Origin of the sequence: Bacillus sp. ms-22 (assembly GCF_009759805.1) — a bacterium.
Classification (GTDB): domain Bacteria; phylum Bacillota; class Bacilli; order Bacillales; family Bacillaceae; genus Bacillus; species Bacillus xiamenensis.
On sequence record NZ_CP046653.1, the window covers coordinates 1,102,220 to 1,126,360 of the forward strand.

General features: G+C 43.9%; 18 protein-coding genes, 22 tRNA genes, 3 rRNA genes, 2 pseudogenes and 1 riboswitch. Of the genes and pseudogenes, 33 read left to right on the forward strand and 12 right to left on the reverse strand.

Going from position 1 to position 24,141, the window contains the following annotated elements:
• Positions 1 to 39: 39 nt before the first annotated feature.
• The 4 genes from GPA07_RS05685 (at position 40) to GPA07_RS05700 (ending at position 1,920) form a co-directional block, all read left to right on the forward strand.
• A complete protein-coding gene (locus GPA07_RS05685) occupies positions 40 to 252 on the forward strand; it encodes a BhlA/UviB family holin-like peptide (protein ID WP_034739919.1) in 213 nt (70 codons plus the stop codon).
• 11 nt (positions 253 to 263) lie between these two features.
• A complete protein-coding gene (locus GPA07_RS05690) occupies positions 264 to 527 on the forward strand; it encodes a phage holin (RefSeq protein ID WP_157292167.1) in 264 nt (87 codons plus the stop codon).
• Between the two features lie 19 nt (positions 528 to 546).
• Positions 547 to 1,368: a peptidoglycan recognition protein family protein gene (locus GPA07_RS05695; protein WP_157292168.1), complete on the forward strand. Its 822-nt coding sequence runs from the start codon at positions 547 to 549 to the stop codon at positions 1,366 to 1,368.
• A gap of 102 nt (positions 1,369 to 1,470) precedes the next feature.
• Positions 1,471 to 1,920, forward strand: coding sequence for a hypothetical protein (locus tag GPA07_RS05700; protein WP_008361675.1), 450 nt, complete (start codon positions 1,471 to 1,473; stop codon positions 1,918 to 1,920).
• Positions 1,921 to 1,982: 62 nt separating this feature from the next.
• On the opposite strand, the pseudogene GPA07_RS05705 reads toward GPA07_RS05700, so the two are convergent.
• The 3 genes and pseudogenes from GPA07_RS05705 to cudC all read right to left on the reverse strand — a co-directional run.
• Positions 1,983 to 2,267 (reverse strand): annotated as a pseudogene (locus GPA07_RS05705) (transposase); the annotation flags it as partial.
• A 95-nt stretch (positions 2,268 to 2,362) separates the two neighbouring features.
• A tRNA-Ala gene (locus GPA07_RS05710) sits at positions 2,363 to 2,435 on the reverse strand.
• Positions 2,436 to 2,507: 72 nt separating this feature from the next.
• Positions 2,508 to 3,065, reverse strand: a complete 558-nt coding sequence (gene cudC / locus GPA07_RS05715) for a transcriptional regulator GbsR (protein WP_008361688.1) — start codon at positions 3,063 to 3,065, stop codon at positions 2,508 to 2,510.
• Positions 3,066 to 3,271: 206 nt separating this feature from the next.
• On the opposite strand from cudC, the gene betB reads away from it, so the two are divergent.
• Positions 3,272 to 4,741: a betaine-aldehyde dehydrogenase gene (gene betB, locus GPA07_RS05720; RefSeq protein WP_157292169.1), complete on the forward strand. Its 1,470-nt coding sequence runs from the start codon at positions 3,272 to 3,274 to the stop codon at positions 4,739 to 4,741.
• A 22-nt stretch (positions 4,742 to 4,763) separates the two neighbouring features.
• Positions 4,764 to 5,973: pseudogene (locus GPA07_RS05725) on the forward strand (iron-containing alcohol dehydrogenase).
• Between the two features lie 40 nt (positions 5,974 to 6,013).
• Here GPA07_RS05725 and GPA07_RS05730 read toward each other — a convergent pair.
• Positions 6,014 to 6,502 carry a DinB family protein gene (locus GPA07_RS05730; RefSeq protein WP_197226907.1) on the reverse strand — a complete coding sequence of 163 codons (489 nt, stop codon included), beginning with the start codon at positions 6,500 to 6,502 and terminating at the stop codon, positions 6,014 to 6,016.
• Between the two features lie 204 nt (positions 6,503 to 6,706).
• On the opposite strand from GPA07_RS05730, the gene GPA07_RS05735 reads away from it, so the two are divergent.
• A complete protein-coding gene (locus GPA07_RS05735) occupies positions 6,707 to 7,237 on the forward strand; it encodes an NfeD family membrane protein (RefSeq protein WP_008361696.1) in 531 nt (176 codons plus the stop codon).
• 11 nt (positions 7,238 to 7,248) lie between these two features.
• Positions 7,249 to 8,796: a flotillin lipid rafts scaffold protein FloT gene (locus tag GPA07_RS05740; RefSeq protein WP_008361697.1), complete on the forward strand. Its 1,548-nt coding sequence runs from the start codon at positions 7,249 to 7,251 to the stop codon at positions 8,794 to 8,796.
• A 30-nt stretch (positions 8,797 to 8,826) separates the two neighbouring features.
• Here the strand turns inward: GPA07_RS05740 and ftsW are convergent, their stop codons facing one another.
• Genes ftsW through GPA07_RS05755 form a run of 3 tightly spaced genes read right to left on the reverse strand, consistent with a single transcriptional unit; the run spans position 8,827 to position 11,773 of the window.
• Positions 8,827 to 9,960 (reverse strand): putative lipid II flippase FtsW, encoded by a 1,134-nt coding sequence (ftsW, locus tag GPA07_RS05745; RefSeq protein ID WP_442859323.1) that lies wholly within the window; start codon positions 9,958 to 9,960, stop codon positions 8,827 to 8,829.
• A gap of 5 nt (positions 9,961 to 9,965) precedes the next feature.
• Positions 9,966 to 11,120, reverse strand: coding sequence for a rod shape-determining protein RodA (gene rodA, locus GPA07_RS05750; protein WP_008361702.1), 1,155 nt, complete (start codon positions 11,118 to 11,120; stop codon positions 9,966 to 9,968).
• A gap of 14 nt (positions 11,121 to 11,134) precedes the next feature.
• Positions 11,135 to 11,773, reverse strand: coding sequence for a DUF1232 domain-containing protein (locus GPA07_RS05755; protein WP_008361704.1), 639 nt, complete (start codon positions 11,771 to 11,773; stop codon positions 11,135 to 11,137).
• Between the two features lie 157 nt (positions 11,774 to 11,930).
• Between GPA07_RS05755 and GPA07_RS05760 the strand changes: the two genes are divergently transcribed.
• Positions 11,931 to 12,485, forward strand: a complete 555-nt coding sequence (locus GPA07_RS05760; protein WP_157292171.1) for a GNAT family N-acetyltransferase — start codon at positions 11,931 to 11,933, stop codon at positions 12,483 to 12,485.
• Here the strand turns inward: GPA07_RS05760 and GPA07_RS05765 are convergent.
• Positions 12,445 to 12,633 (reverse strand): hypothetical protein, encoded by a 189-nt coding sequence (locus tag GPA07_RS05765; RefSeq protein WP_083381128.1) that lies wholly within the window; start codon positions 12,631 to 12,633, stop codon positions 12,445 to 12,447. The two genes, GPA07_RS05760 and GPA07_RS05765, sit on opposite strands and share 41 nt — an antisense overlap.
• Before the next feature lie 92 nt (positions 12,634 to 12,725).
• Entirely contained in the window at positions 12,726 to 13,301 is a 576-nt protein-coding gene (gene thiT / locus GPA07_RS05770) for an energy-coupled thiamine transporter ThiT (RefSeq protein ID WP_157292172.1), read from the reverse strand.
• 97 nt (positions 13,302 to 13,398) lie between these two features.
• Positions 13,399 to 13,501, reverse strand: a riboswitch (TPP riboswitch).
• A 436-nt stretch (positions 13,502 to 13,937) separates the two neighbouring features.
• Between thiT and GPA07_RS05775 the strand changes: the two genes are divergently transcribed.
• The 24 genes from GPA07_RS05775 (at position 13,938) to GPA07_RS05890 (ending at position 21,242) form a co-directional block, all read left to right on the forward strand.
• A 16S ribosomal RNA gene (locus tag GPA07_RS05775) occupies positions 13,938 to 15,486 on the forward strand.
• Positions 15,487 to 15,668: 182 nt separating this feature from the next.
• A 23S ribosomal RNA gene (locus tag GPA07_RS05780) occupies positions 15,669 to 18,599 on the forward strand.
• 60 nt (positions 18,600 to 18,659) lie between these two features.
• A 5S ribosomal RNA gene (gene rrf, locus GPA07_RS05785) occupies positions 18,660 to 18,775 on the forward strand.
• Together the 16S, 23S and 5S rRNA genes form the textbook arrangement of a ribosomal RNA operon.
• A gap of 522 nt (positions 18,776 to 19,297) precedes the next feature.
• Positions 19,298 to 19,373, forward strand: a tRNA-Val gene (locus GPA07_RS05790).
• A 33-nt stretch (positions 19,374 to 19,406) separates the two neighbouring features.
• Positions 19,407 to 19,479: transfer RNA gene (locus GPA07_RS05795), tRNA-Thr, on the forward strand.
• A 40-nt stretch (positions 19,480 to 19,519) separates the two neighbouring features.
• Positions 19,520 to 19,595, forward strand: a tRNA-Lys gene (locus GPA07_RS05800).
• Between the two features lie 7 nt (positions 19,596 to 19,602).
• A tRNA-Leu gene (locus GPA07_RS05805) sits at positions 19,603 to 19,685 on the forward strand.
• A gap of 30 nt (positions 19,686 to 19,715) precedes the next feature.
• Positions 19,716 to 19,787, forward strand: a tRNA-Gly gene (locus tag GPA07_RS05810).
• A 12-nt stretch (positions 19,788 to 19,799) separates the two neighbouring features.
• Positions 19,800 to 19,885, forward strand: a tRNA-Leu gene (locus GPA07_RS05815).
• Positions 19,886 to 19,896: 11 nt separating this feature from the next.
• Positions 19,897 to 19,973 (forward strand) — tRNA-Arg (locus GPA07_RS05820).
• Between the two features lie 7 nt (positions 19,974 to 19,980).
• Positions 19,981 to 20,057 (forward strand) — tRNA-Pro (locus GPA07_RS05825).
• A gap of 9 nt (positions 20,058 to 20,066) precedes the next feature.
• A tRNA-Ala gene (locus GPA07_RS05830) sits at positions 20,067 to 20,139 on the forward strand.
• A gap of 25 nt (positions 20,140 to 20,164) precedes the next feature.
• A tRNA-Met gene (locus GPA07_RS05835) sits at positions 20,165 to 20,238 on the forward strand.
• A 4-nt stretch (positions 20,239 to 20,242) separates the two neighbouring features.
• Positions 20,243 to 20,319, forward strand: a tRNA-Ile gene (locus GPA07_RS05840).
• Positions 20,320 to 20,326: 7 nt separating this feature from the next.
• Positions 20,327 to 20,419 (forward strand) — tRNA-Ser (locus GPA07_RS05845).
• A gap of 21 nt (positions 20,420 to 20,440) precedes the next feature.
• Positions 20,441 to 20,517, forward strand: a tRNA-Met gene (locus GPA07_RS05850).
• Positions 20,518 to 20,540: 23 nt separating this feature from the next.
• A tRNA-Asp gene (locus GPA07_RS05855) sits at positions 20,541 to 20,617 on the forward strand.
• A gap of 17 nt (positions 20,618 to 20,634) precedes the next feature.
• A tRNA-Phe gene (locus GPA07_RS05860) sits at positions 20,635 to 20,707 on the forward strand.
• Positions 20,708 to 20,734: 27 nt separating this feature from the next.
• Positions 20,735 to 20,810: transfer RNA gene (locus GPA07_RS05865), tRNA-His, on the forward strand.
• 11 nt (positions 20,811 to 20,821) lie between these two features.
• A tRNA-Gly gene (locus GPA07_RS05870) sits at positions 20,822 to 20,895 on the forward strand.
• Positions 20,896 to 20,911: 16 nt separating this feature from the next.
• Positions 20,912 to 20,988 (forward strand) — tRNA-Ile (locus GPA07_RS05875).
• Between the two features lie 6 nt (positions 20,989 to 20,994).
• Positions 20,995 to 21,069: transfer RNA gene (locus GPA07_RS05880), tRNA-Asn, on the forward strand.
• Between the two features lie 3 nt (positions 21,070 to 21,072).
• Positions 21,073 to 21,163 (forward strand) — tRNA-Ser (locus GPA07_RS05885).
• Between the two features lie 7 nt (positions 21,164 to 21,170).
• A tRNA-Glu gene (locus GPA07_RS05890) sits at positions 21,171 to 21,242 on the forward strand.
• Between the two features lie 203 nt (positions 21,243 to 21,445).
• Here GPA07_RS05890 and GPA07_RS05895 read toward each other — a convergent pair.
• From GPA07_RS05895 to GPA07_RS05905, 3 genes are all read right to left on the reverse strand, one after another.
• Positions 21,446 to 21,922 (reverse strand): TspO/MBR family protein, encoded by a 477-nt coding sequence (locus GPA07_RS05895; RefSeq protein ID WP_157292173.1) that lies wholly within the window; start codon positions 21,920 to 21,922, stop codon positions 21,446 to 21,448.
• An 86-nt stretch (positions 21,923 to 22,008) separates the two neighbouring features.
• The gene (locus GPA07_RS05900; protein ID WP_157292174.1) at positions 22,009 to 22,743 is read right to left on the reverse strand and encodes a TraR/DksA C4-type zinc finger protein; all 735 of its coding nucleotides are present in this window, start codon (positions 22,741 to 22,743) and stop codon (positions 22,009 to 22,011) included.
• A gap of 117 nt (positions 22,744 to 22,860) precedes the next feature.
• Positions 22,861 to 23,799 carry a 1,4-dihydroxy-2-naphthoate polyprenyltransferase gene (locus GPA07_RS05905; RefSeq protein ID WP_008360696.1) on the reverse strand — a complete coding sequence of 313 codons (939 nt, stop codon included), beginning with the start codon at positions 23,797 to 23,799 and terminating at the stop codon, positions 22,861 to 22,863.
• Positions 23,800 to 24,141: the final 342 nt, after the last annotated feature.

The window sequence follows — 24,141 nt, forward strand, 5'->3', positions numbered from 1 at the left end:
TCTTTAAGGATACGCAAAGTGAGGGAGTAGGTGAGTGTAGTGGAAATGGATTTGACTCAATATTTAATGACACAAGGCCCATTTGCTGTGCTCTTTTGCTGGATTTTGTTTTATGTTCTCAACACAACAAAGGAACGAGAAAACAAGCTCAATGAGCAAATCGAGGCGCAAAATGATGTGTTAGCGAAGTTTAGTGAGAAGTATGACGTCGTCATCGACAAACTCGATAAAATTGAACGGAATTTAAAATAGGAGGAAAAATCATGAAAACATTCGACAAAGGCACTGTGATTCGCACAGTGCTTCTTTTTATTGCGCTCATCAATCAAACGCTTGTGATGTTTGGACAAACGGTGCTGCCGATTATTGAGGAGCAAGTGCAAACCGTAGGAGAGGCACTATATGTTGCAGGTTCCACGATTTTCACTATGGTCACTGCGGTGATCGCTTGGTTTAAAAACAATTATGTGACCTATAAAGGTCAATTGCAAAAAGATGCCCTGAAACAAAGAGGGTTAACAAAATAATTCTTGAAGGAGACACAATATGGTTAAAATCATTCAAGCGATCATCCCAAAACAAAATCGCAACAGACCAGGAAACATGATGAAGCCGCTCTATATTACGGTGCATAATACATCGAACACTGGACGGGGGGCCGATGCTGCGAATCATGCAGCGTTTGTTGCTCATGCAAGTACCGGGGTTAGCTGGCATTACACTGTCGATGATCAGGTCATCTATCAGCATTTACCGTTAAACGAAAACGGCTGGCACGCAGGGGATGGCAGAGGAACCGGCAATATGAAATCAATTGGAATTGAGATTTGTGAAAATGAAGGTGGTAACTTTGAGCAAGCCGTTGAAAACGCCCAATGGCTCATTCGAAAACTGATGGGAGATTTAGGAATTCCTTTATCAAACGTGGTGCCGCATAAGCATTGGAGCGGGAAAGAATGTCCGCGTAAGCTGCTAAATCGGTGGGATGGCTTCAAAGCTGGTATTGCATCAGCACCTACAAGTCAAATGACAACAGCTAAACCTGTGAAAGAAACATCTAACAAAAACATATCAACGACATCAACATCTAAAAGCAACAAGGTCAAAAAAACATACAGTTTGCCTGCAGGTATTTTAAAAGTGACGAAGCCTCTTACAAAAGGGTCAGCCGTAGTAGCAGTACAACAAGCCTTAGCATCGATTTATTTCTATCCTGATAAGGGGGCAAAAAATAATGGGGTTGATGGATACTACGGCCCCAAGACTGCGAATGCAGTGTCTCGATTTCAAATGATGCATGGGTTAATCCCTGATGGCATATATGGTCCAAAGACAAAAGAGAAATTAAGTAAAGCCATAGAAGTTTAAAACACGAGAATGAATAATGAATTCTTATTTATTATCAAAAAGTGAAAAAATCCCCTCTTAAACCCTTATTAATTGTATAATAATGTAAAAGGAGGTTTTTTTATGAATAGAATATTATTAATAATGTCTCTTTGTTTCATTGTCATGTTCCATTTTAATATGGAAAAGGTTGCAGCTAAGACCATTTATCGAGAAGTAGAAGTCGATTTCATCATGACGGAACAGGAAAAAGATCTGTGGGTACCAGGAGGTCAAAATAATCCTGAACAATATCCATCTACACACGGTTACCAATTTTCTATACTAAATGCAGAGGGCTGTACTTTAGAGGTGACACTCTACAGAACATCCTTATCAGGAACGGATTTTCCGTCATCAGTGAAAGAGTATGTGGGTAATCAATATGATCTAAGTGCAACAGACCAAATTTTATCAAGTGGGCGCTACATTTATAGACCTCATGGTATTAAACTGACCAAAAAAGAAGGCTGTGGGAATGATGTTGAGATAAAAGGAGTCTTCGGTTATCAAATTCAAGAACCAGACAGATAAGCTTTTTTATTTTCATCGTAATGATGGTGGATAAGATTTAATGAAAAAGGCCTCCCACACACCTAGCCTAGCTTCGCTAGGTGTGTGGCAATCTTCTTCATGTTCTGACAGGCAGCTGTGAGAAGCACTTGCTCACTCACATTTTGTTTTCCCCTCAACCGGCAGTAGCGAAGCCCATGCAGTTGTTTTGAATCTGCAAAGCTTCGCTCTATTTTTTCTTTTCTTTTTTTGTATAGCTCTTTTCCAGCGGGAGACAGACGATTTTGTCTGACCTTTTCTTTATGTTCCTCCCACACATGTCTTGAGATGACCTTTTGATGATTTTTAGATCTTGTACAGTTTTCAAGAAAATGAGGGGATGGAAACTTTAAGGAAAAAATTAAAGCTGTCGAGATTTTCTCGACAGCCTGAACCTATCCATCTTTGGATAGGCTTTTGATAATGGAGCATAGCGGGATCGAACCGCTGACCTCTACGCTGCCAGCGTAGCGCTCTCCCAGCTGAGCTAATGCCCCGAAGTGTTACGACATAACTTATTATAATCAATCCTTCTGTAAACTTCAAGCTGTAAAATGCAATCATATTGTCTATTTTTCTTTCTGATCGATCGGAATATAATCAAAGATTTCCCCGGAATGAACAGAATGGGCTAATCTTCTAAGCCAGTCATAATAGGCTTTTGAGCTCTCAAGCTGTTCAAGGAGCTGCTGGGCTTCCTCTTTTTCGTGTTCCTCCGCCTGCTCATCAAGAGCCACATCTTGAAGGCGCTCTTGCGCTTCTTCAATAGCCGCTAGATTGACCTCGACCTCTCGTTCCCATTTTTGCGGGAAAAAGTTCATGAAAAACTTAAAAAAATCTTTTTCAGCAACAAAGCTGTGTTTTCTTCGGCCGCGGTGAAAGGTCTTTTTGACAATATTCATGTCTTGCAGTTTTTTCACACCTGTACTCATACTAGGCTTACTCATTTGCAGCTCTTCACGCATTTCATCCAGCGTCATTTCCTCATTTAAATACATCGTCCCATACAGAATACCCGCACTTCTAGTAATGCCATAGAGATCCATTGTTTCAGCGATGGAATCAATGACTAGATCTTTCGCCGCTAAAATACGATCTTCTGCTTGTGGCTGTTCCTGCTTTTTCATCTTGTCCCTGCTTTCTATTAAGAGAATTCAATACGTTCAAAAAAATCTTTATGGACTATATGTTAACGAAAGAATGCAAAATGTCAAAATAAATGAAGCATATCTCCCTTTGACAGAAAAATTTGAACATGTTAAGTTAATTATGTTCAAAACGTTAAATTTTTATTTAACAAACTTACCAAAGAGAATCAGAGGAGGTTCCTTCTATGAGTCAAACACTATTTATAGATGGACAATGGGTTGGCGCTAAGAGTGGCGACACAAGAGATATCATCAATCCATTTAATCAAGAAGTGATCGCGACAGTCAGTGAAGGATCAAGAAATGACGCGCAGCTAGCCATCAAAGCAGCAAGAAAAGCCTTCGATCAAGGAGATTGGGCAAATCTTCCTGGACTTGAAAGAGGAAATATTGTCTTTAAGATTGCTGAATTGATTAGACGAGACCTTGATGAATTAGCCAGATTAGAATCACTTGATACTGGCAAAACATTAGAAGAAAGTAAAGCAGATATGGACGATATTGCAAATGTGTTCCAATATTACGCAGGGCTTGCTGATAAGGATGGCGGGGAAATCATTGCATCGCCTATTCCAAATTCAAAAAGTGAATTAGTCAGAGAGCCTGTCGGTGTATGCGGTCAAATCACTCCTTGGAACTATCCGTTGCTTCAAGCGAGCTGGAAAATCGCTCCTGCGCTTGCAGCCGGAAATACAATCGTATTAAAGCCAAGTGAAATTACACCACTAACCACGATTAAAGTTTTCAAACTCATGGAAGAAGCAGGCGTTCCGGCAGGTGTTGCAAACCTAGTCCTTGGACCAGGGGCAACAGTTGGCGATGAACTTGCTGTTAACGACCAAGTCGACTTAATTTCGTTCACCGGCGGTATTGAAACTGGCAAGAAAATCATGCAGGGAGCCAGTGGGAATGTGAAAAAAATAGCTCTTGAGCTTGGCGGGAAAAATCCGAATATTGTGTTTCAAGATGCTGATTTAGACGTAGCGGTTGACCAGGCAATGAATGCTGTGTTCTTCCATGCAGGGCAAGTGTGTTCAGCGGGTTCACGCTTGTTAGTCGAAGAATCCATTCATGATGAATTTTTAGAAGAACTGGTGAAGCGTACGAAAAAAATCAAGCTAGGCAACGGCTTTGATGAAGGAACCCAGAGCGGACCGCTCATCTCAGCTGAGCATCGAGAAAAAGTAGAAAAATACGTCAGCATCGGTCTAGAAGAAGGCGCAAGATTAGAAACAGGCGGAAAACGACCTGATGCAGAGGAGCTTCAAAATGGATTTTTCTACTTGCCAACGATTTTCTCAGGCTGTACATCAGATATGCGGATTGTACAGGAAGAAATTTTTGGCCCAGTACTGACCGTCGAATCCTTCCGATCAGAAGAAGAAGTGATCGAGCTTGCAAATGATACAATCTATGGATTAGCAGGAGCAGTATGGTCTTCAGATATCGCAAAAGCGGAAAGGGTCGCTCGTCAGCTACGATTAGGCACTGTTTGGATTAACGACTTCCATCCTTATTTTGCTCAAGCACCGTGGGGTGGATATAAGCAATCAGGTCTTGGACGTGAGTTAGGACGTACGGGTCTTGAAGAATATACCGAATTGAAACATGTATATAGAAACACAAAACCAGAAGCAGTTCATTGGTTTAAATAAAATGATTTGGAGGAGATTGAACATGACATTAAATATGAAAATTGAAAGCATGCAAAAATTCCATACATTTGAAATCCCGACTGTGATCAAGCATGGTATTGGTGCGGTGAAACATGTTGGAGAAGAAGTGAAAGCATACGGCGTTTCAAAGGTCTTGCTTGTAACGGACCCTGGTATTTATCAAGCGGGCGTTGTAGATCCAGTGATTGCTTCATTAAAAGAGGCACAAATTGATGTGGGTCCTATTTGATAAAGTAGAGCCAAACCCGCCAGTACGCCTAGTGAATGAAGGATCTGCGTTATATGAAAAAGAAGGCTGTAATGGATTAGTCGCAGTTGGTGGCGGAAGCTCAATGGATACAGCGAAGGCCATCGGTGTAGAAGCGACTCATGAAGGTTCAGTTCTTGATTACGAAGCGGCAGAGGGGAAAAAACCGCTTGAAAATAGAATTCCTCCATTAACAACAATCCCGACAACGGCAGGTACAGGTTCAGAGGTCACGCAGTGGGCAGTAATTACAGATGAAGAAAGGGAGTTCAAATTCAATACAGGTGGACCACTTATTGCCGCTCACCTCACAGTGATTGATCCAGAGCTTCATGTATCCATGCCGCCTCATGTGACGGCAATGACCGGAATTGATGCGCTTGCACACGCTATCGAATGCTATACAATGAAATTTGCTCAGCCGATTACGGATGCTGTGGCACTTATGGCCATTGAATATGCTGCTCATTACATTCGCCGTGCCTTTGCGGATGGAGAGGATTTAGAAGCAAGATACGGAATGGCACAAGCTGCAATGCTTGCAGGACTTTCCTATGGAAGTGAATCAGCTGGCGCTGCCCATGCGATGAGTCAAACACTCGGAGGCATTATTCCTGTAGCGCATGGTCAATGTGTAGCGGCGATGATGGGACCTGTTATGGAGTATAACTGGAAAGGCTACCCAGAGAAATTCGCTCGAATTGCGCAAGCATTCGGTATTGATACAAGCAGAATGTCAACAGAGGAAGCAGCTAAAGCAGCAGTGAACTGGATGTATGATTTAGTGGAAGACCTAGAAGTTCCTTCATTAGAAGAACAAGGTGTATCAAAAGATATGATCGACCGTTTATCTAAAGAAGCAATGAAAGATCCGCAAACCGTTGGAAATCCAAGAGATCTAAACGAAAAAGCATACAACTGGATTTATGCTCGCTGCTTTAACCTAACACCTAAAACAGTGTAACAATGAAAAAAGGCTCCCAAAAGGGAGTCTTTTTTACATCTTATAGCTGTTCTTTAATTTCTTTAATTTCTTTGATTTGATGAATATGGCGTTTTTCGTGTGCGCCGATAAAATCAAGATATTGCTTCAGTGAAAGCTCTTCAAACACAGGATGTGCAATCACTCGTTTGAAATCTTCCTCCGTAAACGTTGATAAAATTTGATTTAATTTCTCACGTGCTGTATCAAGTTCATCCTTTAATTGTGTAGGCGTCACATGCTTACGCTCAGGTGCGACAATACTAGGTGCAGTGGCCTTTCTTGAACGATCTTCTGCCATTTCTACTGGTTTTGGCTCATATTCTTTGATCGGTGCTTTTTTTCCCTCGGCAGCTAGATGCTTTGCTGCAACTAAATCCATTTTCTTTAAATGATCTGCCACCTCTTGAATACTCCAGGTATCATCAGATAATTTTTGGTTTAATTGTTCTTCGTTTAACCCTTGCAGTTCTTGCCACAATTCTTGTCTTGCATCATGTAATAAACTCATTTCCATCACCTCAAGATCAAATTTTATCATAATGGTACATGACAATCATTCTTTAGCTTCCCGAGAATTCCTTTGAGGAATTGTGATGAAATATGAAACCTTTACAAAAGTGGTTCGTATTACCTGTTAGAAGCAATACACTGGAGGTGAGTGTCATCTACATGAAACAAAGGCTGTTCATTTCATAAAGAAAGGGTGAGGAAGATGGATATATTCGGGCTGCCTCTTCAGACGCTGTACTTATACATATTGATGATATCAGGAATCCTGACACTTGTTTTCGTCTTTTTCGGTGATGTATTTGATGGCTTGTTTGAAGCGATCCCTGTTCCATTCCTTCAACCGACATTGATCCTCGCATTTCTTACATTTTTCTCGGCTGGTGGTTTTATCTCTGAGAAAACAGCAATCGTAGGAAGCGGTTTTGGAGCAGTATTATCTGCCATTCTCGCAGTGGTCCTTGTGACCTGTTTACATGTATTTGTGTTAGTCCCGCTTTCCTCTGCTGAAGAATCTCTTTCATATACTGAAGCCGATTTAAAAGGAAGAACTGGGGAGATCATTGTATCAGTCCCAAAAGACGGGTTTGGAGAAGTGCTGTTAATTAGTAATAGCGGGAAAATCTCAAAGCCGGCCATCAGTTTCGACCAAGAGGAGATTCCATATGGAACCCGCGTGCTTGTGGTCGAAGTGAACAAAGGCGTTTTATCTGTCATACCAAATGAAGAAATCTAGGAGGGAATGCTATGCCAGGAACAACCATTTTAATTATTATTGGAATTGTCCTTGTGATTCTGATTGCACTTATTGGCGTATTTGTAACAAAATATCGGACGGCAGGTCCTGATGAAGCGTTGATCGTCACAGGGAGTTATCTAGGAAGTAAAAATGTCCATGTGGATGAAGGTGGAAATAAGATTAAGATTGTCAGAGGCGGCGGTACTTTTGTACTTCCTGTTTTTCAACAAGCAGAGCCGCTCAGCTTACTATCTAGCAAACTAGATGTTTCCACTCCTGAAGTATATACAGAGCAAGGTGTACCTGTGATGGCCGACGGAACGGCAATCATCAAAATTGGCGGATCAATTGAAGAAATCGCCACTGCTGCAGAGCAGTTTTTAGGTAAAACAAAAGAAGACCGTGAAAATGAAGCAAGAGAAGTTCTAGAAGGTCATCTGCGTTCGATCCTAGGATCAATGACAGTTGAAGAGATTTATAAGAACAGAGAGAAATTTTCTCAAGAAGTACAACGTGTCGCTTCTCAAGATTTAGCGAAAATGGGTCTTGTCATTGTCTCCTTTACGATCAAAGATGTCCGAGATAAAAATGGCTATTTAGAATCCCTAGGTAAGCCAAGAATTGCCCAAGTGAAGCGAGATGCAGATATTGCAACAGCCGAAGCAGATAAAGAAACACGTATCAAACGTGCTGAAGCAGATAAAGATGCGAAGAAGTCTGAGCTTGAGCGTGCGACCGAAATCGCAGAGGCGGAAAAAATCAATGAATTGAAACGAGCGGAATTTAGACGTGAACAAGATACAGCGAAAGCAAGCGCTGACCAAGCTTACGATCTAGAAACAGCTCGCAACCGTCAGCACGTAACGGAACAAGAAATGCAAGTCAAAATCATCGAACGTCAGAAGCAAATTGAATTGGAAGAAAAAGAGATTCAGCGTCGTGAACGTCAATATGATTCCGAAGTGAAAAAGAAAGCCGATGCAGATCGTTATGCTGTTGAACAATCAGCTGCTGCTGAAAAAGCAAAGCGTCTTGCGGAAGCAGATGCGAAGAAATACAGCATTGAAGCAATGGCGAAAGCAGAAGCTGAGAAAGTTCGTATTGATGGGCTTGCCAAAGCGGAAGCAGATCGTGCAAAAGGGGAAACAGAAGCAGAAGTCATTAGGTTAAAAGGACTTGCAGAAGCCGAAGCGAAAGAGAAAATTGCTGAAGCATTCGAACAGTATGGTCAGGCAGCGATCCTTGATATGATTGTGAAAATGCTTCCTGAATATGCGAAGCAAGTATCTGCACCACTTTCTAACATTGATAAAATTACAGTTGTTGATACGGGCGGTAACGGGGAAGGCAGCGGCGCCAATAAAGTCACAGGCTATGCCACAAACCTCATGTCCAGTCTGCAAGAAAGCCTGAAAGCATCCTCTGGGATTGATGTCAAAGAAATTATTGAGAACTTCTCTGGCAAAGGGAATGTGAAGCAAAGCATTCAGGAACTGACAAATGAAATCAAGCAGCCAAGAAAAAAAGAAGCAGCTGATCGTCAAATAGAAGAATAAAATGAATAGACACCTTCTGATAGAAGGTGTCTATTTTGCTTGAGCCTGTTGTTTTGGTCTTTTTATATAAGAAGAAAGATTCACAAGAATGCCTGCGGTTATCATCATGAACACTAATGAGGACCCGCCATAGCTAATGAAGGGAAGGGGGATGCCTGTAATGGGGAGAAGTCCAAATACAGCCCCTAGATTAAAGCCTGCTTGAAGCATGATTTGAAAAGTGAGACCGACCGTTAACAACTTTCCAAACGGATCCTGCAATGATCGAACGATTCGGACGGCGCGATACATAATGAGAAGATATGCGCCAATCACAAACGATACCCCCATGAATCCCAGCTCTTCACTGATGACGGCCATAATGAAATCTGTGTGGGCTTCAGGAAGAAAACCTAATTTTTGAATGCTCCCGCCTAAGCCATTCCCGGTCAGCCCGCCTGAATCCATGGCGAGATATGAATGAATCAGCTGATAGCCATCCCCATCCTCATATTGAAAAGGATCACGAAATGAGGTGAGCCGTTTCAAACGATAAGGAGCTGTCACAGCAAAAAAGGTAATCCCTGCCGCAGCGGTCGTTCCTAGAAAAATGAGGTGGCGCATGTTTAGCCCAGCGCATAATAAGACGATGCCACAGCTTAATAAAATAGATACCGCCGTACCTAAATCAGGCTGCTTTAAGATCAATAAAAAAACTAGACCTAACAGAATGAGCGGAGGCAGCACCCCTTTTCTAAAGGATGTGATGTATGCTTGTTTCCTTGCATACACATAGGCAAAATAGAGGATCATCACTAATTTCACAGCCTCAGACGGCTGGATCATAAGAGAACCAATATGAATCCACCGCTGTGAATTATTTTTGACAACGCCGATCCCTGGAAGCAGGACAATGATGAGACATAACATTGACAGCATGACAAGCCATCGTATCCATTTACGATAAGCGTGATAAGGAAAAAGAGCGGCAATGATAAAAAAGAATAACCCAATCAAGAGCCATTGCCATTGTTTCATGAAAAAATAGCTGCCTTGCTCATACTTCATTTCACCTAAAGGATAACTCGCACTGTAAACCATGAGTAAACCAAATAAACAAAGACAAACGATCGTCCCAGCAAGAATGTGGTCGATTTTTTTGAGGTGAGAAAGAATCAATGACATCACCCTCAATCCCAGTTGCGTCCAAACATATAGGATGACGACCTCAGATTGACACTAAATACAAGCCCAATGGCCATCATATTGGTCAAAAGCGCACTGCCGCCGTAGCTGATAAATGGAAGTGCAAGACCCGTCACAGGCATTAAACCTACTGTCATTCCTACGTTTTGGAAGACTTGAAAGACGATCAGTCCAACCACACCAGCACATATGTACAGCCCATAAAGGGTATTCGCATGCATAGCCACATGAATCATTCGATAGACCATCATAAGATACAAACAAATCAATAGGGAAGCGCCGATAAAACCAAACTCCTCACCAATGACTGCAAATATAAAATCTGTATGGGCCTCAGGAATATTTCCACCTTGTACTTGATTTCCTTTCGTATACCCGCTTCCTGATAATTGCCCTGACCCAATGCCGAGCATCGCTTGATTCAACTGATATCCATAAGTTGAATCAAATTCATCTGGAGAGAGCCACCCATAAATGCGGTCAAGCTGATGAGGTTTAATTACTTTTGTAAAGTGCTCAAAATGTTCATTGTGCAAGTAGGTCAAAAATGCAAGAAGCGCGAGAAAAGCGGCCATTAATGCAGCGATCATCTTACTTGAAATTCCTGAAACAAGTATCAGTGTAAAAGCGATAGACAAGATCACAAGTGCAGTCCCTAAATCTGGCTGAATTAAAATCAGGAAAAAAGGGACAGCGGTCCAGCAGATGACTTTACTTGTAGGAATCATGCTCTCCTTAAATGTAAAGCGCTCATGTTTGTATCGATTTAAAACAGCCGCTAACAGGAGAATGACAAAAATTTTCATAAATTCTGATGGCTGAATTTTAATGGAGCCAAAACTGATCCACCTTTGGGAGCCATTTTGATTCGTTCCAAAAAAATGTACGAGAATGATGAGGAAGAGACCACCTGCAAATAGTCGAAAAGATAAACGCTCAAGCAGCTCGTAATCAAAGTAAGCAACTGCCGCCATGAGGCCAAAACCGACGATATACCAGAAAATTTGTCTTTTGACGAAATAAAACATATCTTGCGTTTCATACTGTCCCGATCCGCTATACACAGCCAGCAGGCTGATCACAAAGAAACAAATGACAGTGAATAATAATACGAAGTCAATGCCGTTCTGTTTTTTCATGTCTCCGTCACCTGCTATGACCTATTTGTCAGCTGGTTTAATACGACCTGCACTGCTGCAGCGTCATCAATATAGCCGATCGGAAAAATATAATCTGGTATTAAATCAACGGGCATAATGAAATAAAGCAGGGCGCCTCCCATCAACATCAATTCACGAGAAGTACCCCGGCCGCTCATGAAAGAGTTGTACATGCTTTTCAATTGATCAAGAAATGGCCCAACGCCGCTTATTGAGTCCATCTTTTTTTCAAACTTTGCTGAGATCGTTTCTTTTCCCTCGACTGATTGACTGTAGGTCTCGTATGCATTTAGCTTCTGTTTCAATTTCTCCTCGCTGAATGTACCGTCATAGACATCATGATCTTTCAGTGTTCTTTCGATCTCTTCTACCGCTTGAATGAACGTATCACCGTGAACTTTCTCATTTTTAATGGGAAATCCAGCAGCGGCCAATAGTCGATCTAAAGAAATGTTTAGAGCATCTGAAAGCCGCTGTAAATGGTTCAAAGTCGGTTTTCTTTTGCCATTCATTATTCTAGAAAGTGTCGCTTTATCAATGTCTGTTTGTGTGCTGAGTTCTCTTAATGAGAGAGAACGTAGTTGTAGTTGTTCCTTTAAGAGCTGCCGAAGCTCGGTTGTCTTACACTCCATCTTTTATTTCACCCTTTCATATGTATCAACTTTTTAATAGAAGAAGTCGTACCCAATATAAAGGTGTGTTGACAAATTGTCAATGAATTGAATTTTATACATTAGAAACTTATTATAATGAATATAGAATAGGAAACTGCTAGAAGGGGTGGCGTAGATGAAGGTGAGACATGCAGTACATAGTGATATTCCTAAAATCGCCGAGATTCATGTGAAAAGCTGGCAAACGACTTATCACGGCATTATTTCGCAGGCGTATTTGGATGCTTTAAATGTAGAGGAGCGGGAAGAGAGCTGGAGAAGCAGATCGCTTGAAGGCACATTTGTCGCAGAAGATGCGGACGGAGTATTTGGTTTTGCTTCCTTTGGAAAACAGCGTGATGAGCGCTATTCAATATATGATGGTGAGCTTTATGCCATCTATTTGTTGCAGCAAAAACAGAAATCAGGAGCGGGCATGGCTCTGATTGCAAAAGGTGTGGATTATTTAATAAAGAAAGGCTATCAAAATATGCTGCTTTGGGTATTTGATCAGAATTCAGCGAAGCAATTTTATCAAAAGCTTCAACCTAGTTTTGTCGTCACCAGCCAATTCGAGCTGGCTGGTGAGAACCATGAGGAAATTGGGTATGGATGGGAGTTGTCTGTACTAAATGATCATGTACACCGAATTATATCGTCAGCTTCCAGTAATAATGAGAGAAAAAAGTAAAAAGTGTGGCGAGTAAAATATAAGAGATAAAAGGAGCAGCCTCTACTTTTCCTTTCACAGCTGCTATTTTTAATGCCTCATAGAAACTGGCCAAAAAGTAGGCAAGACTAAGAATATAGCAGCACAGCATAATGGAGTAAGAATTCATTGGCGCACCTCCAGCTTAAAATCTTCTACTATTAATAGATTCAATAGAGCAGAAAATTATGCATAAAAAAATAACCTGCTGAAAAAGCCAGGTTATTTTTGTTGAGGAAAAACCAAACGAGACGCACTAGGGATGAGTAAACAAAGAACAATACTACAAATGATAAATGAAGGAACCATATATGTGCTGTTATATAATAAAGAGTATAGCCATCCTGGCGTTCCTTTTGGTGCATTGTGAGAAAAGAAAACAACGCCAGAAATAAAGAACGTCAGCAGCCTGAAGAAACTGGCGGTAAAGACAGATAGAGTAATATAGAAGAATTGTTTCTTTCGTTTTTTATCCTGAATGGCTTTTTTAATTGATCCTGAGAATAGCCCACTTAAACAAATCACTACAGATGCGACAAAGTAATCGAGGAATCCTTGTACAGGTGTGGCGATGATAGGACTATTCATCAGCTGTAGTCCAGCGATTAACACCCCGATGATAAACCCAGTAGACACTCCCCATCTAATAGACATGAGAATAACAGGAATCATGATCAGCGCAATTGACCCGCCGTTCGGCATTCTTAAAAAGAGACCTGATAAATAATCTAATACAAGTGCAAGAGAAGTCATGATGGCGATCTCCATCAGTCGTACTAATTGATTTGATTTCTGCATAAAAAAATCCCCTTTTCACGAATTGTGCAAGGAGAGACCATGTCAGGATGAGTATGTGATTCATAGAAAAACATATCGGCTTGGATACAGTGCATGTATGCAAGTGATTCCACATTCCTACTTCAGTATTAACTGACAGGTTCAAAGGGTCAGAACAACGAATTGTTCACTCTCAGCACAAAGCTCCCCCTGCGGTTATTTAGTTTCAATCTATTATAAATATACTAAAGACCTACAGGATCAACAATAGTGAATTACTGAGAGAACCACTTTTTATATCTATATATAGAAAGAAATGAGGAAAAATAAATTATTTAGAGAAAATACTTGTTTCTTATTTCAAAAGGTGTTATATTTGTATTCGACGCTGAAACAGCGCGGTTGAGAAATAACATTCGAGAAAAAAGTTATTGACTTCATCTTGATAGAATGTTATATTAATAAAGTCGCCTCTGAGCGATAACGAAAATGATCTTTGAAAACTAAACAAGACAAAACGTACCTGTTAATTCGAGTTTTAATAAAAAAATCCTATGAAACATCATAGGTAGTCAGTCAAACTGACGAGGCAGGAAATGATCACATGCTAAGTTCGCTACATCGTGTAGCAACGCATGTGTGATATGCATCCTGCATACCTCGGAGAGTTTGATCCTGGCTCAGGACGAACGCTGGCGGCGTGCCTAATACATGCAAGTCGAGCGGACAGAAGGGAGCTTGCTCCCGGATGTTAGCGGCGGACGGGTGAGTAACACGTGGGTAACCTGCCTGTAAGACTGGGATAACTCCGGGAAACCGGAGCTAATACCGGATAGTTCCTTGAACCGCATGGTTCAAGGATGAAAGACGGTTTCGGCTGTCACTTACAGATGGACCCGCGGCGCATTAGCTAGTTGGTGAGGTAACGGCTCACCAAGGCGACGATGCGTAGCCGACCTGAGAGGGTGATCGGCCACACTGGGACTGAGACACGGCCCAGACTCCTACGGGAGGCAGCAGTAGGGAATCTTCCGCAATGGACGAAAGTCTGACGGAGCAACGCCGCGTGAGTGATGAAGGTTTTCGGATCGTAAAGCTCTGTTGTTAGGGAAGAACAAGTGCAAGAGTAACTGCTTGCACCATGACGGTACCTAACCAGAAAGCCACGGCTAACTACGTGCCAGCAGCCGCGGTAATACGTAGGTGGCAAGCGTTGTCCGGAATTATTGGGCGTAAAGGGCTCGCAGGCGGTTTCTTAAGTCTGATGTGAAAGCCCCCGGCTCAACCGGGGAGGGTCATTGGAAACTGGGAAACTTGAGTGCAGAAGAGGAGAGTGGAATTCCACGTGTAGCGGTGAAATGCGTAGAGATGTGGAGGAACACCAGTGGCGAAGGCGACTCTCTGGTCTGTAACTGACGCTGAGGAGCGAAAGCGTGGGGAGCGAACAGGATTAGATACCCTGGTAGTCCACGCCGTAAACGATGAGTGCTAAGTGTTAGGGGGTTTCCGCCCCTTAGTGCTGCAGCTAACGCATTAAGCACTCCGCCTGGGGAGTACGGTCGCAAGACTGAAACTCAAAGGAATTGACGGGGGCCCGCACAAGCGGTGGAGCATGTGGTTTAATTCGAAGCAACGCGAAGAACCTTACCAGGTCTTGACATCCTCTGACAACCCTAGAGATAGGGCTTTCCCTTCGGGGACAGAGTGACAGGTGGTGCATGGTTGTCGTCAGCTCGTGTCGTGAGATGTTGGGTTAAGTCCCGCAACGAGCGCAACCCTTGATCTTAGTTGCCAGCATTCAGTTGGGCACTCTAAGGTGACTGCCGGTGACAAACCGGAGGAAGGTGGGGATGACGTCAAATCATCATGCCCCTTATGACCTGGGCTACACACGTGCTACAATGGACAGAACAAAGGGCTGCGAGACCGCAAGGTTTAGCCAATCCCACAAATCTGTTCTCAGTTCGGATCGCAGTCTGCAACTCGACTGCGTGAAGCTGGAATCGCTAGTAATCGCGGATCAGCATGCCGCGGTGAATACGTTCCCGGGCCTTGTACACACCGCCCGTCACACCACGAGAGTTTGCAACACCCGAAGTCGGTGAGGTAACCTTTATGGAGCCAGCCGCCGAAGGTGGGGCAGATGATTGGGGTGAAGTCGTAACAAGGTAGCCGTATCGGAAGGTGCGGCTGGATCACCTCCTTTCTAAGGATATATGGAGCAGTGTGCGTTTTGGTCTTGTTTAGTTTTGAAGGATCATTCCTTCAAAACATGTCTCTAGCGAGACAGGATTGTTCTTTGAAAACTAGATAACAATAAGTAATACATTCACATTGAATGCAATGCAAAGTTCATCACACATAGTGATTCTTTCTAAAGTAAGAAATGGTTAAGTTAGAAAGGGCGCACGGTGGATGCCTTGGCACTAGGAGCCGATGAAGGACGGGACGAACACCGATATGCTTCGGGGAGCTGTAAGCAAGCTTTGATCCGGAGATTTCCGAATGGGGAAACCCACTGCTCGTAATGGAGTAGTATCCATACTTGAATACATAGAGTATGAGAAGGCATACCCGGGGAACTGAAACATCTAAGTACCCGGAGGAAGAGAAAGCAAATGCGATTCCCTGAGTAGCGGCGAGCGAAACGGGAACAGCCCAAACCAAGAGGCTTGCCTCTTGGGGTTGTAGGACACTCTATACGGAGTTACAAAGGAATGATATAAGCGAAGAGGTCTGGAAAGGCCCGCCAGAGAAGGTAACAGCCCTGTAACTGAAATGTCATTCTCTCCAGAGTGGATCCTGAGTACGGCGGAACACGTGAAATTCCGTCGGAATCCGGGAGGACCATCTCCCAAGGCTAAATACTCCCTAGTGACCGATAGTGAACCAGTACCGTGAGGGAAAGGTGAAAAGCACCCCGGAAGGGGAGTGAAATAGATCCTGAAACCGTGTGCCTACAAGTAGTCAGAGCCCGTTAACGGGTGATGGCGTGCCTTTTGTAGAATGAACCGGCGAGTTACGATCCCGTGCAAGGTTAAGCAGAAGATGCGGAGCCGCAGCGAAAGCGAGTCTGAATAGGGCGCATGAGTACGTGGTCGTAGACCCGAAACCAGGTGATCTACCCATGTCCAGGGTGAAGTTCAGGTAACACTGAATGGAGGCCCGAACCCACGCACGTTGAAAAGTGCGGGGATGAGGTGTGGGTAGGGGTGAAATGCCAATCGAACCTGGAGATAGCTGGTTCTCTCCGAAATAGCTTTAGGGCTAGCCTCAAGGTAAGAGTCTCGGAGGTAGAGCACTGATTGGACTAGGGGCCCCTACCGGGTTACCGAATTCAGTCAAACTCCGAATGCCGATGACTTATCCTTGGGAGTCAGACTGCGAGTGATAAGATCCGTAGTCGAAAGGGAAACAGCCCAGACCGCCAGCTAAGGTCCCAAAGTATACGTTAAGTGGAAAAGGATGTGGAGTTGCTTAGACAACCAGGATGTTGGCTTAGAAGCAGCCACCATTTAAAGAGTGCGTAATAGCTCACTGGTCGAGTGACTCTGCGCCGAAAATGTACCGGGGCTAAACGTATCACCGAAGCTGCGGACTGTTCTTACGAACAGTGGTAGGAGAGCGTTCTAAGGGCTGTGAAGCCAGACCGGAAGGACTGGTGGAGCGCTTAGAAGTGAGAATGCCGGTATGAGTAGCGAAAGACGGGTGAGAATCCCGTCCACCGAATGCCTAAGGTTTCCTGAGGAAGGCTCGTCCGCTCAGGGTTAGTCGGGACCTAAGCCGAGGCCGAAAGGCGTAGGCGATGGACAACAGGTTGATATTCCTGTACCACCTCCTCACCATTTGAGCAATGGGGGGACGCAGGAGGATAGGGTAAGCGCGGTAATGGATATCCGCGTCCAAGCAGTTAGGCTGGGAAATAGGCAAATCCGTTTCCCATAAAGGCTGAGCTGTGATGGCGAGCGAAATTTAGTAGCGAAGTTCCTGATTCCACACTGCCAAGAAAAGCCTCTAGCGAGGTGAGAGGTGCCCGTACCGCAAACCGACACAGGTAGGCGAGGAGAGAATCCTAAGGTGATCGAGAGAACTCTCGTTAAGGAACTCGGCAAAATGACCCCGTAACTTCGGGAGAAGGGGTGCTTCTTAGGGTGTTAAAGCCCCGAGAAGCCGCAGTGAATAGGCCCAGGCGACTGTTTAGCAAAAACACAGGTCTCTGCGAAGCCGTAAGGCGAAGTATAGGGGCTGACGCCTGCCCGGTGCTGGAAGGTTAAGAGGAGCGCTTAGCGTAAGCGAAGGTGCGAATTGAAGCCCCAGTAAACGGCGGCCGTAACTATAACGGTCCTAAGGTAGCGAAATTCCTTGTCGGGTAAGTTCCGACCCGCACGAAAGGCGCAACGATCTGGGCACTGTCTCAACGAGAGACTCGGTGAAATTATAGTACCTGTGAAGATGCAGGTTACCCGCGACAGGACGGAAAGACCCCGTGGAGCTTTACTGCAGCCTGATATTGAATGTTGGTACAGCTTGTACAGGATAGGTAGGAGCCTTGGAAACCGGAGCGCTAGCTTCGGTGGAGGCATCGGTGGGATACTACCCTGGCTGTATTGACCTTCTAACCCGCTGCCCTTATCGGGCAGGGAGACAGTGTCAGGTGGGCAGTTTGACTGGGGCGGTCGCCTCCTAAAATGTAACGGAGGCGCCCAAAGGTTCCCTCAGAATGGTTGGAAATCATTCGCAGAGTGTAAAGGCACAAGGGAGCTTGACTGCGAGACCTACAAGTCGAGCAGGGACGAAAGTCGGGCTTAGTGATCCGGTGGTTCCGCATGGAAGGGCCATCGCTCAACGGATAAAAGCTACCCCGGGGATAACAGGCTTATCTCCCCCAAGAGTCCACATCGACGGGGAGGTTTGGCACCTCGATGTCGGCTCATCGCATCCTGGGGCTGTAGTCGGTCCCAAGGGTTGGGCTGTTCGCCCATTAAAGCGGTACGCGAGCTGGGTTCAGAACGTCGTGAGACAGTTCGGTCCCTATCCGTCGCGGGCGCAGGAAATTTGAGAGGAGCTGTCCTTAGTACGAGAGGACCGGGATGGACGCACCGCTGGTGTACCAGTTGTTCTGCCAAGGGCATCGCTGGGTAGCTATGTGCGGACGGGATAAGTGCTGAAAGCATCTAAGCATGAAGCCCCCCTCAAGATGAGATTTCCCATTCCGCAAGGAAGTAAGATCCCTGAAAGATGATCAGGTTGATAGGTCTGAGGTGGAAGCGTGGTGACACGTGGAGCTGACAGATACTAATAGATCGAGGACTTAACCTATATTTAATGTGAAGCATGAACATTGTTATCTAGTTTTGAGAGAACATTCTCTCCATCAGGTTTGGTGGCGATAGCGAAGAGGTCACACCCGTTCCCATACCGAACACGGAAGTTAAGCTCTTCAGCGCCGATGGTAGTTGGGGGTTTCCCCCTGTGAGAGTAGGACGCCGCCAAGCTTTTCTAAGGATCAGTTCCATTTGGAACTGGTCTTTTTTGTACTTGTTTGACAAGAAAGCTACTTGATTCATATGTTTTATGAATGATTTCATTTCTATACGATTTACTACAAGAGTGTCAGGTGTCTAAAAGCAAGAAGAAAGCCTGGTAAGCATGTTTTTGAACCTCTGACTATGAAAAAAGCAATAGAATAGTAGAGTAGGGTGTATAAGTCTATTTTTTTTGAAATAAATAGACAGTGTATCTATCTGCTAAATCTAAGGAATATCTATATCATTAAAGTATAAAGATGATAGGTTGCTCATATTTTGAAGGAATTGCATGTATTTAAAGAGAATATAGAGGAGAGAAGTATAGCTGTTAAACGTTGAATTGAAGCAGTTTTGACAGGGTGAATTAATATCATTTGTTAAAAGAAATACGTAATGAAAAATGAAATAAAATTTTTTTAATATAGCCTTTACAAATGTGTGAAACCTGTATATAATAATCTTTGTCGGATCGAGAGATTCCTACATAGTGGAGGATTAGCTCAGCTGGGAGAGCATCTGCCTTACAAGCAGAGGGTCGGCGGTTCGAGCCCGTCATCCTCCACCATATTTATTCTTACATAATGTTAGGATAGATAAAGCCGGTGTAGCTCAACTGGTAGAGCAACTGACTTGTAATCAGTAGGTTGGGGGTTCAAGTCCTCTTGCCGGCATCACTTTCATATGGTAAGATAGACAAGTCGCTTTAAAAGCGAGCCATTAGCTCAGTTGGTAGAGCATCTGACTTTTAATCAGAGGGTCGAAGGTTCGAGTCCTTCATGGCTCACCATGTTCATGCGGGTGTGGCGGAATTGGCAGACGCGCTAGACTTAGGATCTAGTGTCTTTATGACGTGGGGGTTCAAGTCCCTTCACCCGCATAGCCAAATAACATAAAGAAATCCTGTAATGCGGAAGTAGTTCAGTGGTAGAACACCACCTTGCCAAGGTGGGGGTCGCGGGTTCGAATCCCGTCTTCCGCTTATACCATCCACGCCGGGGTGGTGGAATTGGCAGACACACAGGACTTAAAATCCTGCGGTAGGTGACTACCGTGCCGGTTCAAGTCCGGCCCTCGGCATTATGAAATAAGCGCCCGTAGCTCAATTGGATAGAGCGTTTGACTACGGATCAAAAGGTTAGGGGTTCGACTCCTCTCGGGCGCGCCATTAAGATCGGGAAGTAGCTCAGCTTGGTAGAGCACTTGGTTTGGGACCAAGGGGTCGCAGGTTCGAATCCTGTCTTCCCGACCATCTTTTTATGGGGCCTTAGCTCAGCTGGGAGAGCGCCTGCCTTGCACGCAGGAGGTCAGCGGTTCGATCCCGCTAGGCTCCACTTTCTAAAAAAATATTTTGATCATGGCGGTGTAGCTCAGCTGGCTAGAGCGTACGGTTCATACCCGTGAGGTCGGGGGTTCGATCCCCTCCGCCGCTATAAAGGACCTTTAGCTCAGTTGGTTAGAGCAGACGGCTCATAACCGTCCGGTCGTAGGTTCGAGTCCTACAAGGTCCACCATCTATACGGAGGAATACCCAAGTCCGGCTGAAGGGATCGGTCTTGAAAACCGACAGGGGTGTCAAAGCCCGCGGGGGTTCGAATCCCTCTTCCTCCGCCATATTTTTAAAAACCATATCATCGCGGGGTGGAGCAGTTCGGTAGCTCGTCGGGCTCATAACCCGAAGGTCGCAGGTTCAAATCCTGCCCCCGCAACCAAATTTTATTCTTATGTCTATACTGGTCCGGTAGTTCAGTTGGTTAGAATGCCTGCCTGTCACGCAGGAGGTCGCGGGTTCGAGTCCCGTCCGGACCGCCATTTTTAAATGAATACATGGCTCGGTAGCTCAGTTGGTAGAGCAACGGACTGAAAATCCGTGTGTCGGCGGTTCGATTCCGTCCCGAGCCACTTTTACAAATAAATATTGACAGTATGGCGGTTGTGGCGAAGTGGTTAACGCACCAGATTGTGGCTCTGGCACTCGTGGGTTCGATTCCCATCAATCGCCCCATACATATTTTTGCGGGTGTAGTTTAGTGGTAAAACCTCAGCCTTCCAAGCTGATGTCGTGGGTTCGATTCCCATCACCCGCTCCATTTGTATATCGTTCATGGGCCTGTAGCTCAGCTGGTTAGAGCGCACGCCTGATAAGCGTGAGGTCGGTGGTTCGAGTCCACTCAGGCCCACCATGACCTTCCGCAGTAGCTCAGTGGTAGAGCTATCGGCTGTTAACCGATCGGTCGTAGGTTCGAATCCTACCTGCGGAGCCAAATGGAGAAGTACTCAAGTGGCTGAAGAGGCGCCCCTGCTAAGGGTGTAGGTCGCGCGAGCGGCGCGAGGGTTCAAATCCCTCCTTCTCCGCCATTTTTATGGCCCGTTGGTCAAGCGGTTAAGACACCGCCCTTTCACGGCGGTAACACGGGTTCGAATCCCGTACGGGTCATTTTTAAAAGAGATCTTGTGATAGATCTCTTTTTTATTTTAGCCCTTTGTCTTCTTGACAGCGTGAACTGAAAACCTTGGCAGTCTAGGAAGGACAAGTACCGGCGCGGAGCGAATGTAACATTCGTGAGCACCGGCACGCAGGACTGACAAAGAATGCGAGGGTTTGTCTACACGCTGAAAGACCGCTCTAGCGGTCTTTTTCTACATATTCATGGAGTAGATCGTATAAGACAAGTATGTCGCAAAGAATCCCCATAAAACATAAGGAATCAATAAAATTGGAACGATTTTGCTTAGTTTTCGTGAAACGATCACCAGTGCAAGTGCTGTCAGTGCAACAAGCAGGCAGTCAATTGTAGCGGCGAACAAATCCTTTTGTGTAAATTGAAAAAAACTAAAGGCCTGATTGAAAACGTAATTTAAAAGAAAGAGTATCCAGAAGGGGAAAGTGATTTTCTGAAATCCATACTTTCCATATATCATTGCAGCAGATAATGAAATGAGGGCGAATAAGACAGCCCAAACTGCTCCTATCACACCACCACTAGGTGTCCATTCAGGTTTATTTAATGCTTCATACCATTCTCTGTCAATGGGGAACAGGAACCCTGCAATAGAAAATAATGCGTATGTAATAAAGAAGACGATAACCGCCCAAATGATACTTTTTTTTGCCATCAAGAATCTCCTCCCAATCCATTCATTCTTCAATTTATTTCCCAATTATTACATGATATAAACATATAGCCCCCAATATGAGGGGACTAATGCTTTTTTTCGGTATAAGGATCTTCTTCGTACGGCTTCAAGTCACCAAACACCGTCATGACGCCTTCTTCATCTAATGCTTCTTCATAGGCTTCATGTGCTTTATTCGGGTATACCTTGCTTGCTTTGCCTTCAATATCAGCAGATGCGAATCCTTCATAGGTTTCCACATCATCTTCATCTTCTGATTGTGTATACACATCATCGTATGTCAGTGGTGGAAATTCCATATCGGACGGAGTATCAGAGTTGCCATAGCGTTCTAGATCCTGATAGGCATCCTCTCCATCGTAGGCGGCACTTTGTTCATTTTCGAATTGCCCTGATGGCGGATTTAATAAATCCTCCTCAATCGGACGGTTTTGTGAAACAGTTTGTTCTTTTGAATGTTCTGTGCATGTGACGGCTGAAGGAAGGGCTTCTAAACGTTCTTTAGGAATAGGAGCGCCACATACCTTACATAGACCATAAGAGCCGTCATCCATTGCTTGAAGTGCTTCGTTGATATCTGACAGATGTTCATGTTCCAAACTGTTTAAGGCAATGTCTTTTCCTCTCTCAAATAGTTCTGTCCCTTGATCACCTGGGTGGTTATCATAGGCTGACAGTTCACCGACTGCATCATAAGGAAATGATACGTTCTGTTCATCGTCATGGCTTTTGGCTTCAATTTCTTGTTTATCCTCAAGAAGGCGCTGCTTCAAATGTTGTAATTCGTCTTTTGACAACAAAGCGATCATCCTTTCATATCAAACATATTGTTAGTATGAGCAATTTTGTATGTAAGACTTGTTCCAATTTGAAGCAATTTCTCATTAAAAAACGCCTGCGGCTGCAGGCGTTTGATGTTATGCGAGATAGTATTGTAAGATCAATGCGATCGTTAACAAGAAACCAAAAAATGTATTGGTTTGTGCTGTCGACTTCATGGCATTCATTAATTCAATCGGTTTTTCTTTTTGCTTAAATTCTTTAATGGCTGTATAAGCTTTTGGCACACTGAGTAAAACAAGAAGACTCCAAAGGCCAACGATATCTGTGAAGATATAAACAAAAATGAGTACATATGATATCAAAAACATGGAAAGAAGAATATTGACTGCAGCTTTACGTCCAGCCAGGATAGCAAGTGTTTTTCGTCCATTTTCCTTATCACCGTCTAAATCGCGGATATTGTTCGACAGCAAGATGGCACCAACTAAAATGGAGATTGGTAATGAAATGAGCACAGCTTTTGATGTCAGTGTTCCTGTTTGGATATAGAAACTAATTAAAATGATGCCTAACCCCATAAAAGCACCTGACACAAGTTCTCCAAATGGTGTATAAGCAATTGGTACAGGGCCGCCGGTATAAAAATAACCTGCTGCCATACAAATCAGTCCTATGAGTGCAATCCACCAGCTAGACATCATGCAAATATACACCCCAAGTAATAAAGAAAGCGCGAATAATGCATAAGCGAGGCCTAAGACTGTTTTTGGCTTTACACCGTTTCTAACAATTGCTCCGCCGATGCCGACAGATTCCTCATTGTCTAATCCGCGAACATAATCAAAGTACTCATTAAACATGTTCGTTGCAATTTGGATAAACATCGATGCAAATAGCATCGCTAAAAATAGCCCAACATGTATTTGACCACTAGGAAGTGCGAGAACAGTTCCTAACGTAACGGGAATAAATGCCGCTGTTAATGTATGCGGTCGTAGTAAATTCCACCAAATCCGCCAGTTCTTATCAGGCTTCATTGGTGAAAGCTGATCTGATATCGATTGATGCTGCATAAAATATACTCCTTTAAATAAGAAAATACGTACACGTCCAAATTCCAGTTTAGCAAAGTTCAAAAAGGTGTCAATATATTGATGCGATGAAACCTGAAAAAGATGTTTGCTAATCGTTCCCATATAGAGAGAAAGCTTGAACTTAGAACAGGTCTTACCATTTTTCGTTAGATGTTCTCGTTTCAATGAGCGGGAGCGAAAAAAACTTGAAAGCGTGATATAATAAGGATTCGAGGTTTTAAAAGCTGTTTTCTTTACTAAGTTCATCTGTTAAGGTTTATAATAGAAAAGCAGGTCATTCGACATACTCGAATGTTCATGTATTTTTTACATGATGATTTT